This is a genomic window from Serratia sp. MMO-28, from assembly GCF_037199905.1.
Lineage (GTDB): Bacteria > Pseudomonadota > Gammaproteobacteria > Enterobacterales > Enterobacteriaceae > Chania > Chania oryzae.
This window is the reverse complement of the sequence record NZ_JBBCVB010000008.1, coordinates 60,534-75,181: the sequence shown is the minus strand read 5'-3', so window position 1 is coordinate 75,181 and position 14,648 is coordinate 60,534. Positions and strand designations below refer to the sequence as shown.

Below are 14,648 nucleotides of genomic sequence, written 5' to 3'. Positions count from 1 at the left end.
AGAAGAGGAAGGGCCATCCATGCTGGATAAAGACGTACTGAGCCGAGCCGTGCAGCGCCTGCATCAGGCGGAAAAGAATCGGGAGCAGATCCGTGCGCTGTCGCTGGATCACCCGGAGATCACCATCGAAGATGCCTATGCCATCCAGCGCCAATGGGTTGAGCTGAAAATCGCCGAAGGGCGCACGTTGAAAGGCCACAAGATCGGCCTGACGTCGCGCGCCATGCAGATGAGTTCGCAGATCACCGAACCGGACTACGGTGCGCTGCTGGACGACATGTTCTTCAACGACGGCAGCGACATTCCTTTCGATCGCTTCATTGTGCCGCGCGTGGAAGTGGAACTGGCGTTCGTGCTGGCGAAACCGCTGCGCGGGCCGAACTGCACGCTGTTTGATGTGTATAACGCCACCGACTATGTGATCCCGGCGCTGGAGATTATCGATGCGCGCAGTCACAACGTTGATCCACAAACCCAGCGGCCCCGCAAGGTGTTCGACACCATCTCTGACAATGCCGCCAATGCCGGCGTGGTGATGGGCGGGCGGCCGATCAAGCCGGACGCGCTGGATCTGCGCTGGATCAGTGCGTTGCTGTATCGCAACGGGGTGATTGAAGAGTCTGGCGTGGCGGCGGCGGTGCTGAATCACCCGGCCAACGGCGTGGCGTGGCTGGCGAATAAGCTGTTTCCGCACGACGTGGAACTGCAGGCCGGGCAGATCATTCTCGGGGGCTCTTTCACCCGGCCGGTGCCCGCGCGCCGTGGCGACACTTTCCATGCGGATTACGGCCCAATGGGCTGCATCAGCTGCCGGTTTGTCTGATCGCTCCCCTCACCCTGACCCTCTCCCCGAGGGAGAGGGGACGGATCGAGTTCGTTGGGGCGGTGGTGCAAAGGCTAATCAAGAGCACCGATTGCTCCCTCTCCCTGAGGGAGAGGGTTGGGGTGAGGGGGAAATACCTAATGGAGAACACAATGCTAACTAACCAATTTAAACAGGCCCTGCAGGAAAAACGCCCGCAGATCGGCCTGTGGCTAGGGCTATGCAGCAGCTACAGCGCTGAACTGCTGGCCGGAGCCGGGTTCGACTGGCTGCTGATCGACGGTGAACACGCGCCAAACAACGTGCAGACGGTGCTTAGCCAACTGCAGGCGGTGGCACCTTATCCCAGTCATCCGGTGGTGCGCCCGGCCTGGAACGATGCGGTGCTGATCAAACAACTGCTGGACGTGGGGGCACAAACCTTGCTGATCCCAATGATCCAGAACGCTGAACAGGCGCAGGCCGCGGTGCGCGCCACCCGCTATCCGCCACACGGCATCCGTGGCGTGGGCAGTGCGCTGGCTCGGGCATCGCGCTGGAACCGGATACCCAACTATCTGCAACAGGCCGACAGCCAAATGTGCGTGTTGGTGCAGATCGAAACCCGTGAAGCGGTGAGCAATCTGGATGCCATTTTGCAGGTGGAAGGCGTGGACGGGGTGTTTATCGGCCCGGCGGATCTCAGTGCCGATATGGGCTTTGCGGGTAATCCGCAGCACCCGGAAGTGCAGCGCACTATTGATGATGCTATCGCACGCATCAGCGCCGCCGGCAAGGCTCCCGGCATCCTGACGGCACAGAGGGAGCTGGCGCAGCATTATCTGGAGTCCGGCGCGCTGTTCGTTGCCGTTGGGGTGGATACCACTCTGCTGGCGCGGGCGGCTGAATCCTTGGCAAGCCAATTCAAGCGTGGCAAACCGGCAGAGCAATCCCCGGGCGTCTACTAATCGGAGTCACTATGAGCAACGTCGATTCGCTGAAGCCGTTCAACCCGGCGCAGCAACATAAAGCGTTAACCGCCACCGAGCAGTCGGTGATTAAAAAGTTATTTCGGCGCCTGATTATTTTCTTATTTGTGTTGTTTGTTTTCTCGTTTCTTGACCGCATCAACATCGGGTTTGCCGGTTTGACCATGAAACAAGACCTCGGTCTTAGCTCCACCATGTTCGGCCTGGCGGCAACGCTGTTTTATGTCACCTACGTGATTTTCGGCATCCCCAGCAACATCATGTTGAGCAGGGTGGGGGCACGGCGCTGGATCGCCACCATCATGGTGCTGTGGGGCATCGCTTCCACCTGCACCATGTTCGCCACCGGGCCAACCAGCCTGTATATCCTGCGGATGATCGTCGGTATTACCGAGGCGGGCTTCCTGCCAGGGATCCTGGTGTATCTCACCTACTGGTTCCCGGCGTTCTACCGTGCCCGTGCCAACGCGTTGTTTATGATTGCCATGCCGGTGACCATGGCGTTGGGTTCGCTGGTGTCCGGCTACATTCTGGCGATGGACGGCATGATGAACCTGAAAGGCTGGCAATGGCTGTTCCTGCTGGAAGGTATTCCTTCGGTGATCCTGGGCGTGGTGGTGTGGTTCTATCTCGACGACACGCCAGCCAAAGCCAAATGGCTGACCGACGAAGAGAAAAGCAGCCTGAAGGCGATGATGGAGGCGGATAAACTGCAACTGGTGCAGCCGGAAGGGCCGAACAGCCACCGCGCCTTGCAGCAGCGCAGCCTGTGGCGTGAAGTGCTGACGCCGATTGTGCTGATGTATACGCTGGCCTATTTCTGCCTGACCAACACCCTGAGCGCCATCAACATCTGGACGCCGCAGATCCTGCAAAGCTTTAACCAGAGCAGTAGCAATATTGTGATCGGCATTCTGGCAGCGATCCCGCAGATCTGTACCATCGCCGGTATGATTTGGTGGAGTAAGCGTTCGGATCGCCTGCAGGAACGTAAATATCATACCGCCTTGCCCTATCTGTTTGCCGCTGCGGGCTGGTTGCTGGCTTCGGCCACCAACCACAGCATGATCCAGCTACTGGGGATTGTAATGGCATCCGTCGGCTCCTTTACGGCGATGGCGATCTTCTGGACCACGCCGGATCAGTCGATCAGCTTTGAGGCGCGAGCGGTAGGGATTGCGGTGATCAACGCCACCGGTAATATCGGTTCGGCGGTCAGCCCGCTGCTGATCGGCTGGTTCAAGGACGTCACCGGCAGTTTCAACTCCGGGCTGTATTTTGTTTCGGCGTTGCTGATTATCGGTGCCGTGCTGGTATGGCGTATCCCGATGAAAGATTCGCGGCCGCGTGCCACGCCTTAAATTAAACCATCAGGGGGGCAGCAGGCGTTGAACCCCCCGTTTTTCTCATCACCGGAGGACAGCGTGCAGAAAAATACCGGCTTTATCGTCAATATCGATATTTGCAAAGAGTATGACGCGCATTACGCCGCCGATGAAGTGCATTACGAAACCTTCGCGGGGCTGGCGGCGTTTTTCGGCCGTGATATGCAGGTGCATTGGCATGAAAGCTTTTTTCAGGTGCACTTTCTGGAAACCGGCAAGATCGAGCTGCAGCTCGACGATCAGCACTATTCGGTGCAGGCGCCTCTGTTTATCCTGACGCCGCCTTCGGTGCCGCATGCCTTTTTCACCGAGCCGGACAGCGATGGCCATGTGCTGACGGTGCGCCAGGAGCTGATCTGGCCGGTGCTGGAGCGGTTATACCCCGGCAGCAGCCTGACGCTGGATATGCCGGGTATCTGCCTCTCATTGGCCGATGCGCCGCAGGAGCTGGCGGCGCTCAGCCATTATTGGGCGCTGATCCGCCGTGAGTTCAGCCAGAAGATGATGGGCCGTGAACAGACGCTGGTATTACTGGCGCAGGCGGTATTTACGTTACTGCTGCGTAATACCTCGTTGGAAGACAAGGCGGCCAGCGGGATGCGCAGCGAACTGAAGCTGTTCCAGCGCTTTAATCAGATGGTGGATGAGCATTTCCGCGATCATCTGCCGGTGCCGGAATATGCCCAGGCGCTGGGGGTGACGGAATCACGCCTCAATGATTTGTGCCGCCGCTTTGCCAATCGGCCACCTAAACGGCTGATTTTTGACCGGATGCTGCGCGAGGCCAAACGTATGCTGCTGTTCAGCGCCTTTACGGTGCATGAGACCGCTTATAATCTGGGCTTCAAAGATCCGGCCTATTTTGCCCGCTTCTTCAACCGGCTGGCAGGGTGCTCGCCCTCAGCCTATCGCGCCCGATAAAGTACAGGGCGCATAACCCCGCCCTGTACTCTCACCATTAGCCTTTATTGGCCACCAAATCCCCCACCAGCCGGTTAACCGGATCGCTCATATTGGTGAATTTGGTCAATTCTGAGCGGGTTACCACCACGAAGACGCCGATATTTTTCTGCGGCACCATCGCCATATAGGTAATAAAGCCACCGCCGCCGCCGGTTTTCTGAATGATACCCGGCAGGCCATCTTTCGGGGCCATGTACACCCAACCTAGCCCCAGTGCATCAGCTTGGCCAGGGACATCCATCCCCTTCAGCGAAGCCAGATCCTTACGCTGGAAATACATGGTCTGCTCGCTCATCGCCGTTGGTTTGCGCGCCCCGGTGACGTTAGAGGACAGGAACTGCTGCATCCAGCGCTGCATATCGCGCGGGGTGGAATAGACCCCACCGCTGCCTGCGGCTGCGGTGGTATCGCGGCAGGCGCTTGGCCCGCTGGCGGCCACCATCAGGCGTGAACACTGCTCGGCGCTGGGCGTCAGCGTGGTATCCACCATGCCGAGCGGAGCGGTGATCTTTTCGCGCAGCAGAGCGTTGTAGGGCTTGCCCGCGGCGCGTGACAGCGCATCAGCCAGCAGATCGTAGGCCAGATTCGAGTAAGCGGCGCGTACACCCGGCGGCACGGTGATGCTGGCGTGCGCCAGCCATTGCCAGCGCTGGGTTTTGGTTGGCCAGGTGAATACCGGGGTTTTTGGCGGTTTTTTGCCGGGTTGCTCACGCGGCAGGGCACTGGTGTGCGTGGCCAAGTTCAACAGCGTAATCGGCTGACGTGCATTGTAAGACGGCACATAAGCCCCTTTCGGGGCGTATTTTCGCAGCGGATCGGTGAGCTTTACCTTACCTTCGGCTGCCATCTTGACCATCACTTCACTGGTCATCAGCTTGGTGATAGACGCAATGCGGATCAGGGAGTCTGGCCGTGGGCGCTGATCGTTACCCGGTTTGGTATCACCAAAGCTGCGGTTGACCACCTGATTATTATCGATGACCACCAGCGCCATGCCGGTCGCACCGCTGTTGAAGAAGATATGTTCGGCATATTGATCGACAATCTGTGACGTCAGTTGAGTTGCGGCGGCCTGGCTGACCAGCGGCGTGGCACACAGGCCCAGCGCCAGCAATAAAGCGGAGAGTGAGGTCTTCAACGGTCGTTTTCCATTTTAAAATGCTGCAGGGAACGGCAAAAGTCGCTTCTTAGTGTAATGCGCGATTGCCTGAATGACATGTGTAAAACGTGGCGGCAGAGAAATTTTTACCGCTATGGCGGGCCGCAACGCCGTGCTGGCCATCAAGACGAAGCGACATGCGGGCTGCTGGCCTGTTGAATATTGTTACGGCCATGGCTTTTTGCCCGATATAGCGCGCTGTCGGCGGCACAGATGGCGACGTCAACGTCCAGCTCGTCCAACATGGCAATACCGGCGCTCAGCGTTACCTTAGTGATCTCCTGCGGATCGCGGTGATGGGGAATGCGCAGTTCCTGCACGCATTGACGCACGTTTTCTGCCAGAGAGGCCGCGTACTCTTCACTGACGTTGATCAGCAGCACCAGAAACTCCTCACCGCCGTAACGCACGACAATATCCCGTGAACGCACCGTATCGCGAATGGCGGTGGCCACCTGAAGCAGCGCCTGATCGCCCATGGTATGGCCGTAGCGATCGTTGTAGGCTTTGAAATGATCGACATCGAGCAGCAGCACGAAATGGTTGCCCGTGGTGGGGGCGAGTAACTGGTTGAGCTTATTTTCCAGACCACGGCGGTTATACAGGCCGGTTAACGGATCCAACATGCTCAGATCGCTGAATTTATCGCGCTCGTGATACAGACGGGTAACCAGATCCTGGGTGAAGATTTCGCTGCGTTTCAGCATCAGGTGGTGAAGCGAAAAGGCCACGATCGGCAGCAGCATGGTGAACAGGATGCGCAGAGTATTCTGCATATCGTCCAGCCACAGAATGGTCAGCGCTGAAGGCACGGCGTTCAGGCAGAAGGCCATCACGTTGTCCGTCAGGGAGATTGCGCTGATAAAGAAAATGCTGAACAGGCTGATTAACAAAAAGCTGTGATTATCGTTGGGGCCGTATTGATGTTTGGCGTAAATATGTGCTGCCCACAGGAGCCCGAGGATCGTAGCAAACAGATTTAGCTTTCTGATGTGTTTCTGCGGTGAGCGCAACGCATAGCCCATTGCCGCCAGGCAGAACAGAGGAATGCCGATCAAGGGCAAGGTGAATGCCGGAGCCACCTGAAAGGGCACCAATAAGCTAAAGAGAGCGGAGGCGGCATTCATTGATAAGAAAAGCAATAACGATAAACGGTGCTTGCTGTTTTGCAGCTCCAGATAAGAACGCGCGCTCATACAGGATCACTCTTTGCCCAATTGTTCTGCCGGAAAAATAAGGTTGTGAAAAATTCCTGGTGCGTGAATTAAGCACCTGCGATGAATGGTTTTAGTTAAGTATTATTAATACACTAATATTGATAGGAATTTTCTTAAGTCAAATTATCATTTTTTCGCCAGGCTGTCATCTGTGTTCCAGCGGGTGAGTGAAAATGATGCGCAGGGAAAAAAAGTGTTATATGATATTGGTTATCATTATCATTTAAGACTGAGGTTATCATGATTGCTGCGATGATCACCGCATGTGGGTTGTGGATCGTCAGTGGGTGCTTAGGCAAGCGGTTAGCCAGCGCCTGGGGCATATTGTTACCCTGCGCCCTGATGCCGTTAATCGCGCTGACTGACCTCAACATGATGCAACTGCGAACCCTGATCGTCATTGCCATGCTGGCGACGCTGGTGATGCTGTTTAACAGCCAACTGCGCCATTATCTGCTGCTGCCGTCGTTTATGGCACTGGCTGGTGGAGTCGCCGCTATCAGCCTGCATTTCAGCTTTGGTTGAAACGACAAAATCACGCATGAGCGTATTGGACTTTCAAAGGATCGAATATGAGGAGAAACGGGAGAGTATTCATCAATTGGTGCGAAGAGAGGGACTTGAACCCTCACGTCCGTAAGGACACTAACACCTGAAGCTAGCGCGTCTACCAATTCCGCCACCTTCGCACAGTCGATGTTGTTGCTTTTGATTTATATCACCAGCGTGGTGCGAAGAGAGGGACTTGAACCCTCACGTCCGTAAGAACACTAACACCTGAAGCTAGCGCGTCTACCAATTCCGCCACCTTCGCATTGATGCTGTGTAATATAAATCATGTGGTTGTTGGTGCGAAGAGAGGGACTTGAACCCTCACGTCCGTAAGGACACTAACACCTGAAGCTAGCGCGTCTACCAATTCCGCCACCTTCGCATACCAGAAACATTACCGGAGTAACGTTACCACGGAGGCGAATTCTAGAGATTTTGGCGGGTACGTCAATAGTTATTTCCTGGTTTGAGGGCGTTTGCTGGAAAAAACGCCTCATCAGCGTTGATGATAACCATCAAACAGAGTAATCAGCCAATCAATCAATACCCTGACGCGTGGCGCGAGGAAACGGCCTGGGGGATACATGATGTAGATCGGCATCGGCGGCGGCGGTGTATCTGCCAAGACCTCCACCATTTCACCCGTCTTTAACCAAGAGGCCACCGAGTAGCGGGAGGCCTGAATCAATCCTATCCCGGCGCGGCAGGCGCTGGTATAAGCATCGGCTCCGCTAACGCTCAGCTTACTGGGTAATTCACGTAATTCGAGCTTGCCGTTACGGCAGAATTCCAATGGATAGTTACGGTTATTGACCAGCGAGAAATAACCCACGGCCTGATGGTGTTGCAGATCGTCGATCGACTGCGGCGTGCCGAAGGTGTGCAGATAAGCAGGCGACGCGCAGGTCAGCTGCGGCATCTGGGCTATCAGCCGCGCAACCAGGGTATCGTCTTCGGTTTCCCAGGCGCGCAGCACGCAGTCCACGCCTTCACGCAGCAGATCCACATGGGTGTCGTTGGCACCCAGCGCCAACTCAATCTCCGGGTACCGCTGGTAAAAATCCGCCAGCGCCGGGATGACAATCTCCCGCGCCAGCGAATGCGGCATATCGATACGCACTTTACCCGCCGGTTGCTGCTTATGCTGGTGGAATAACGTATCCGCCTCTTCCAGCGCATCCAGCAGTTGCAGGCAGTGTTGATAGTACAGCGTACCTTCGGCAGTGATATGTACCTGGCGGGTGGTGCGCAGCAGCAGGCGCACGCCGAGCCGCTGCTCCAGCCACTTTAACGCATTACTCACTGTGGCACGCGGCAACTGCAGGCGCTCAGCCGCGCGGCTGAAGCTGCCCAGCTCGACGATCCGGGTAAAGATACGCATGGCCTGAATTTGATCCATCTTTCCGCCCGCCATTGTTAGTCAATTATGAACAGTGATGTGCAATCTTCATTATTTATCTTTACTGCGTAAACAACCAGACTTTGTTGCGACATAGACCGCTCACTGAGGACAGCACAATGCAACAACGTCAATTAGGTTCTAACGGCCCCGTCGTTTCGGCTCTGGGTTTAGGCTGCATGGGAATGAGCGACTTTTACTCCACCGCCAGCGATGAAAAAGAGGCGATCGCCACGCTGCACCGGGCATTGGAACTGGGCATCACGCTGCTGGATACCGCCGATATGTACGGCCCGCATACCAATGAGCAACTGCTTGGCAAAGCGCTCAAAGGCAAGCGCGATAGCGTATTTCTGGCGACTAAGTTCGGCATTGTGCGCGATCCGGCCGATCCCAACGCCCGTGGTGTGAACAGCAAACCGGCATATATCCGCCGCTCGGTCGAAGGCAGCCTGCAACGCTTGGGGGTGGAAACCATCGATCTTTATTATCAGCACCGCGTTGATCCGCAGGTGCCGATCGAAGAGGTGGTGGGCACCATGGCGGATCTGATTACAGAGGGCAAAATCCGCTATATCGGTTTAAGCGAAGCCTCGGTTGCCACACTGGAGCGGGCGCACAAAGTGCATCCGATTACCGCACTACAGACCGAATATTCGCTGTGGACGCGGGATGCGGAGCAAGGGCAGCTTGCGGCCTGCGAACGGTTGGGCATCGGTTTTGTCGCTTACAGCCCGCTGGGGCGCGGTTTTCTGACCGGGGCGATCCAGCGCCCGGAAGATCTGGCTGAGGACGATTTCCGCCGTGGTAATCCGCGTTTCCAGGGCGAAAACTTCGCCCGCAACCTCGCTCTGGTGGAAAAAGTCAGTGAATTGGCGCGGCACAAGGGAGTTGCCCCTTCACAGTTGGCACTGGCGTGGGTGATGGCACAAGGGGAACATATTGTGCCGATCCCAGGCACCAAGCGCAGGCGCTATCTGGAAGAGAACGCTGCGGCGGCAGAGATAACGCTGAGCGCGCAGGAACTGGCGGCGATCGAGGTGGTATTCCCACTGGCAGGCGTGGCTGGCGCGCGTTATACGCAGGTGGGGATGGAGTTTATTAACGGCTAAACAGTGGAAAGGGCAAAAAGAGATTGCTGTCGTTTGTTGTTGCTAATGCCTGGCGAGCATTAGCAACACACAACAGGCTTAGCGCTAGGTCAAGGAGTTCAGCATTACTCTTGTTTCTGAGGCGTGTAACCAGCGGCTCAGTGCGACCCCGACCAGCAGCAGACTTACGATCGCAGAGGCAACGGCATGCCAACCCATGTTGGCAAACAAATAGCCGTTCAGATAACCAATGACGGCTCCGCCAGCGTAGTAGCACAGCAGGTAAAATGACGTTGCCTGCCCTTTGGCATGTGGCGCCTGTGAACTGACCCAGGCGAGGAGGGTTGAATGTGCCGAGAAAAAGGCAACGGAAAGGCAGACGATGCCAAGAATAAATATAGGCAAGGTAGGGGCAATAATGGTGATTAACGCCCCGCCAACCATGGTTAACAACAAGCAACTCAGCGTATTCATAGCGCCAAAACGCAGGGTGCTTTTTGCGGCATAGGGGGCGGCAAAAAAAGTGAGTGAGAAGCTGATGGGGATCAATCCGATAAAAGTATAAGGGAGATAGTAGGGCGCTGCATGCAGGTAAAAGGCCAGAAAATTGAATACCGATGTGAAGGAGCCGAAGATAATGAAGCCAATGAGAAAACACAGGGAGATTTTAATATTGCTGAAATGAGCCATCCCCCCTTTTAATACGCGGCTGAGATTGAGTGAAGGTGCTGGGGTAAAGTGTTTTGAGGCTGGCAGCAAGGCCAGAACCACCAATGCCATCAGGATCAGTACGCCACCAAAAATCAGAAAAATAGTTTCAATGGAAACGCGATCCATCATCAAGGTCGCGAATACGCGCCCTGACATGCTCCCCAATGAGTTACCAAAAATAAAATAGCCAGTGATAATACCAGCCATGGTCGGGGAGACCTCTTCGGTAATATAAACCGTGACGGCGGCGGTAATGCCGCTCACGGCAATCCCCAATAGGGCGCGATATAGTATCAGCGTATGCCATGAATGGGTGGTTGCACACGCCAGTGTTAGGAACCCACCGGTCAGCAGGGAATAAAAAATGACTTTTTTCCGGCCAAACCTGTCTGACAGGCTACCGCTAAATAGCATGGCTAAGGCCAAAAATCCCACCTCGGCAGACAACAGCAACCCGACCTGATTCAGCGGGATATTATAAACTTCACTCAGTTTGGGTAACAGTGCCTGAATAGAATATAACGAGGCTAATTCGGCAAGGCCGGTTAGGGGTAAGATGAACAACAAGGGAGTATAATCCCAGAGACGACTTTTTCCTGCACCAATCACCATATAATACTCCAAAGTTTTTCAGGTTTATAACCTTCATACTTCAAGTGGCTTGGGTGTTGACTGCGTCCGCTCGTACTGGCCGCTAACAAGCAACTCGAATTATTCTGGGTACAATTATCAATAAGGGAACAATGTTGATGTTATGTGATTTAACATGGCTAACATTATTTAAATAGCGCTGGGCTAATATTGATTGCCGTCACAAATGTTTTTTTAACATTCTATTTCAGTGTGTTTTACTGCTTTATGAAGTGTGCATCGTATTGCGGTATTAATGTTTACACTGAGGGAGTCAATGTTTATACCCTTCATACTTCAAGTTGCATGGAGGCTCACTGCGTCGCCGCCTTCCTGCAACGTGAAGTATGACATGTATATATTATTCAATTGAGTAGATTGTGCACACTGTGTGGTAGTATGAACTACAGATTGGCATCATGATATTTATTACATCGTAAAACTGATATTGCTATGATTGGATAAAATGATGTTTTACGGAATGCACCTGCGATTAACTTATTTCAAGGTGAATAGCAATGTCGAAAAAAACGCTTTATGACAAACTGGTCGACTCTCATATAATACGTCAGTTGGATGATGAAGGCAGTGTTTTGCTTTATATTGATCGTTCAATACTGAATGAATATACCAGCCCGCAGGCTTTCAGTGGCCTTAGGGAGGCAAAAAGAAAGGTTTGGCGACCCTCCTCTATTCTTTTGAACGTTGATCATGTTAATCCTACCCGCCCCGAAAGAACGCCGAACATGACCGATCCCGGTGGTGAACTCCAGGTTAATTATTTTAGAGAAAACAGCCGTGATTTCGGTATCGAACTGTTCGATGTCATGGATAAGCGCCAGGGAATTGAGCACGTCGTTGCCCATGAGCAAGGCCTGGTAATGCCAGGTATGGTGATCGCCGCGGGAGATAGCCACACCACCACCTACGGTGCTTTTGGTGCCTTAGGGTTTGGTATCGGCACCTCCGAGATCGAACATATGCTGGCTACCCAAACGCTGGTGTATAAAAAGCTGAAAACCATGCGTGTTACCTTGCAAGGAGAGTTACCTGATTTTACCGTCGCCAAAGACATCATTATGGCGTTGATTGAACAGATAGGCGCGGACGGGGCGACCGGTTACGTCATTGAGTTTTCGGGGGAAACGATCACCAACCTCAGTGTCGAAGGCCGCATGACCATCTGCAATATGGCGGTTGAGGCCGGCGCCAGAGGGGCATTGATGGCCCCGGACGAGAAGGTCTTTCGCTATCTGAACGGTGCGCCGCGGATGCCGCAGGGGGCTCTTTGGCAACAGGCGGTCACACAATGGAAAACATTGAGAAGCGACGATGACGCGGTGTTTGATCAAGAGATCCTGCTCGACTGTGGTGCAATAGAGCCCAAGATTACCTGGGGAATTAGCCCCGATCAGGCCGGAAGTATTACTGGCCATGTCCCAAACCCTGTTGATGAGCCGAGTCCGTCGAAAAGGCGTGAAATGGAAATGGCGTTGCGCTACATGGATCTGAAACCAGGGACTCCTTTTACCCAGATTGCCATCACTCATGCCTTTATCGGTTCTTGCACCAATGGTCGCATTGAAGATCTGCGCGCCGTGGCAAGGGTGCTAAAAGGCAAAAAAATTGCCAAGCATGTGCGGGGGATGATTGTTCCCGGTTCAACACAGGTCAGAGAGAGAGCCGAACAGGAAGGTTTAGCCAGGATCTTTATTGACGCCGGATTTGAATGGCGCCAGTCGGGGTGCTCAATGTGTCTGGCGATGAACGAAGATATCCTGGCTTTGGGAGACCGTTGTGCGTCCAGTACCAACCGCAACTTTGCCGGCCGCCAAGGGGCCGGGGCCAGAACACATTTGATGAGCCCGGCCATGGTCGCTGCAGCGGCCGTCACCGGCTTTCTAACAGATGTGCGTCAATTTATCGGGCAGCAGGGGTGATTATGCAACCATTTAACAGCGTCAGCGGGGTGATTGCTCCCATGATGACGGCGAATATAGACACTGACGTTATCATGCCAAAGCAGTTCCTCAAGGGGATTGACCGTCAGCGGCTTGATAAAGGCGTGTTTTACGATTTGCGCTTTCAGGCTGATGGCCAACCTGACGAGCGCTTTGTGCTCAACCAGCCAGGTTGGAAAAATGCCACGTTTCTGTTGGTTGGCCCTAATTTCGGTTGTGGTTCCAGCCGGGAGCATGCGGTCTGGGGGTTGAAACAGCTGGGGATTAGGGCGCTGATTGGCAGTAGCTTTGCCGGTATTTTTAACGACAATTGCCAAAGAAATGGTGTGCTGACGATTGAACTGGATGAGCCTTCCCTGCGTCAGCTCGATATGATTGCCGCCAACCCACAGCGAAATACCATTACGGTAAATTTGGAGCAACAGCTCATCATCAGCAACGATGGCAACTTCAAGTTCAGTGTTGATGAATTAAAAAAGAAAATGTTGCTAGAGGGCTTGGATGCTATTGATTATACGCTGCAATACCAGAATGAAATCCGAAGTTTCGAGGTTAACCATTTCGCCACCCATCCTTGGTTTGCATGCTGACTCGCTGTTGACCCGATGGCCTAGGGAAAACGATCTCTAGCGCGATGTTACCGCCAGGCGCTGTCACAAAAGTGTATACCCGTCATACTTCAAGTTGCTTGGGTGTTGGCTGCGCTCTGTCGCCCCAGTCACATAGTGGCCTATGCTCCTGGGGTCTCCAGTGCTTGCCGCCTACAAGCAACTCGAATTATTTTGGGTATAGAGAGCGAATACCCCGGCCGAATACACTGTTTTCGCCTGATTTGTTATGATTAATAACTCATATGAGAGACAGCATGACTAATAATATCATGACGGTAGGGAACTCACCTTTCATCGTGGGTTTTAAACTCAAAGACGTTACCTTAGCGAATGGCGTCAAATTACGCGTAGCGGTTGGAGGGCAAGGCACACCGCTGGTGTTATTGCATGGTCACCCGCAAAATCATGTGACCTGGCGGAAAATAGCCCCAACGCTGGCGCGTGAGTTTACCGTTATCACCCCCGATTTACGTGGCTATGGTGACAGTGATAAACCCCCGAGCGATCCCGAGCACCGTAGTTATTCTAAAAAGGTCATGGCAGAAGACATCATCCTGCTGATGGATGTCTTGGGCTATAAGGATTTTGCTTTTGTTGGCCACGATCGTGGCGGGCGAGTGGGCCATCGCTTGGCGCTGGACTATCCGGAGCGAGTGAATCGCTGCGTATTTATCGACATTGCACCAACGGCCACTATGTATGCATTAACCGACAAGCAGTTTGCCACCCGCTATTTTTGGTGGTTCTTCCTGATACAGCCAGCGCCGTTGCCTGAGAAGCTCATCGCCGCAGATCCAGCATTTTTTCTTCAGCGGCATATTGAGGGGCAAATTAAGATACCGGGCTCGACCGAGCCTGATATTTTTGCCGAGTATTTGAGATGCTATCGCGATCCTGAAATGTTACGGGCGATCTGTGAGGATTATCGTGCGGCCGCCACCATCGACCTGCAGGATGACGCACAAGACAGTGAAAAAAGGATCTTGTGCCCGCTCCAGCTGTTATGGGGTGCGCAAGGTACAGTAGGGCAACTGTATGATGTGATCAAAACCTGGGAGGATAAAGCCAATAATATCGAGGGAATGGCCTTGCCTTGTGGCCATGCACCGCACGAAGAGATACCTGAGAAGATGCTGGCCACCATGCTACCCTTTCTTAGACGATAATCGTAAGATGTG

12 protein-coding genes, 3 tRNA genes and 1 pseudogene are annotated in these 14,648 nt (G+C 54.0%); 9 read left to right on the top strand and 7 right to left on the bottom strand.

The window, feature by feature from the left end; genetic code table 11:
* The first annotated feature begins 19 nt into the window (after window positions 1-19).
* The 4 genes from hpaH (at window position 20) to hpaA (ending at window position 4,097) form a co-directional block, all read left to right on the top strand.
* Window positions 20-823 carry a 2-oxo-hept-4-ene-1,7-dioate hydratase gene (hpaH, locus tag WG891_RS09140; protein ID WP_337262505.1) on the top strand — a complete coding sequence of 268 codons (804 nt, stop codon included), beginning with the start codon at window positions 20-22 and terminating at the stop codon, window positions 821-823.
* Between the two features lie 152 nt (window positions 824-975).
* Entirely contained in the window at window positions 976-1,770 is a 795-nt protein-coding gene (gene hpaI, locus WG891_RS09135) for a 4-hydroxy-2-oxoheptanedioate aldolase (protein WP_337262504.1), read from the top strand.
* 11 nt (window positions 1,771-1,781) lie between these two features.
* Window positions 1,782-3,152, top strand: a complete 1,371-nt coding sequence (gene hpaX, locus WG891_RS09130; RefSeq protein ID WP_337262503.1) for a 4-hydroxyphenylacetate permease — start codon at window positions 1,782-1,784, stop codon at window positions 3,150-3,152.
* Between the two features lie 63 nt (window positions 3,153-3,215).
* Window positions 3,216-4,097, top strand: coding sequence for a 4-hydroxyphenylacetate catabolism regulatory protein HpaA (gene hpaA / locus WG891_RS09125; protein ID WP_337262502.1), 882 nt, complete (start codon window positions 3,216-3,218; stop codon window positions 4,095-4,097).
* A gap of 37 nt (window positions 4,098-4,134) precedes the next feature.
* Here hpaA and ampH read toward each other — a convergent pair whose 3' ends face one another.
* Entirely contained in the window at window positions 4,135-5,277 is a 1,143-nt protein-coding gene (ampH, locus tag WG891_RS09120; RefSeq protein ID WP_337262501.1) for a D-alanyl-D-alanine-carboxypeptidase/endopeptidase AmpH, read from the bottom strand.
* Between the two features lie 143 nt (window positions 5,278-5,420).
* Window positions 5,421-6,494 (bottom strand): GGDEF domain-containing protein, encoded by a 1,074-nt coding sequence (locus WG891_RS09115; protein ID WP_337262500.1) that lies wholly within the window; start codon window positions 6,492-6,494, stop codon window positions 5,421-5,423.
* A gap of 261 nt (window positions 6,495-6,755) precedes the next feature.
* Between WG891_RS09115 and WG891_RS09110 the strand changes: the two genes are divergently transcribed.
* The gene (locus WG891_RS09110) at window positions 6,756-7,040 is read left to right on the top strand and encodes a DUF1435 domain-containing protein (RefSeq protein WP_337262499.1); all 285 of its coding nucleotides are present in this window, start codon (window positions 6,756-6,758) and stop codon (window positions 7,038-7,040) included.
* Between the two features lie 77 nt (window positions 7,041-7,117).
* Here the strand turns inward: WG891_RS09110 and WG891_RS09105 are convergent.
* The 4 genes and pseudogenes from WG891_RS09105 to WG891_RS09090 all read right to left on the bottom strand — a co-directional run bounded on the left by WG891_RS09105 (window position 7,118) and on the right by WG891_RS09090 (window position 8,466).
* Window positions 7,118-7,204 (bottom strand) — tRNA-Leu (locus WG891_RS09105).
* A gap of 38 nt (window positions 7,205-7,242) precedes the next feature.
* A tRNA-Leu gene (locus tag WG891_RS09100) sits at window positions 7,243-7,329 on the bottom strand.
* A gap of 33 nt (window positions 7,330-7,362) precedes the next feature.
* Window positions 7,363-7,449, bottom strand: a tRNA-Leu gene (locus WG891_RS09095).
* Window positions 7,450-7,514: 65 nt separating this feature from the next.
* A pseudogene (locus WG891_RS09090) lies at window positions 7,515-8,466 on the bottom strand (LysR family transcriptional regulator).
* A 119-nt stretch (window positions 8,467-8,585) separates the two neighbouring features.
* Between WG891_RS09090 and WG891_RS09085 the strand changes: the two are divergent.
* Window positions 8,586-9,578 (top strand): aldo/keto reductase, encoded by a 993-nt coding sequence (locus tag WG891_RS09085; protein ID WP_337262497.1) that lies wholly within the window; start codon window positions 8,586-8,588, stop codon window positions 9,576-9,578.
* Window positions 9,579-9,662: 84 nt separating this feature from the next.
* Here WG891_RS09085 and WG891_RS09080 read toward each other — a convergent pair whose 3' ends face one another.
* Window positions 9,663-10,880: an MFS transporter gene (locus WG891_RS09080; protein WP_337262496.1), complete on the bottom strand. Its 1,218-nt coding sequence runs from the start codon at window positions 10,878-10,880 to the stop codon at window positions 9,663-9,665.
* 536 nt (window positions 10,881-11,416) lie between these two features.
* On the opposite strand from WG891_RS09080, the gene leuC reads away from it, so the two are divergent.
* The 3 genes from leuC (at window position 11,417) to WG891_RS09065 (ending at window position 14,636) form a co-directional block, all read left to right on the top strand.
* Window positions 11,417-12,838: a 3-isopropylmalate dehydratase large subunit gene (gene leuC / locus WG891_RS09075; protein WP_337262495.1), complete on the top strand. Its 1,422-nt coding sequence runs from the start codon at window positions 11,417-11,419 to the stop codon at window positions 12,836-12,838.
* Between the two features lie 2 nt (window positions 12,839-12,840).
* A complete protein-coding gene (gene leuD, locus WG891_RS09070) occupies window positions 12,841-13,449 on the top strand; it encodes a 3-isopropylmalate dehydratase small subunit (RefSeq protein ID WP_337262494.1) in 609 nt (202 codons plus the stop codon).
* Window positions 13,450-13,724: 275 nt separating this feature from the next.
* The gene (locus WG891_RS09065) at window positions 13,725-14,636 is read left to right on the top strand and encodes an alpha/beta fold hydrolase (RefSeq protein WP_337262493.1); all 912 of its coding nucleotides are present in this window, start codon (window positions 13,725-13,727) and stop codon (window positions 14,634-14,636) included.
* Window positions 14,637-14,648 lie beyond the last annotated feature (12 nt).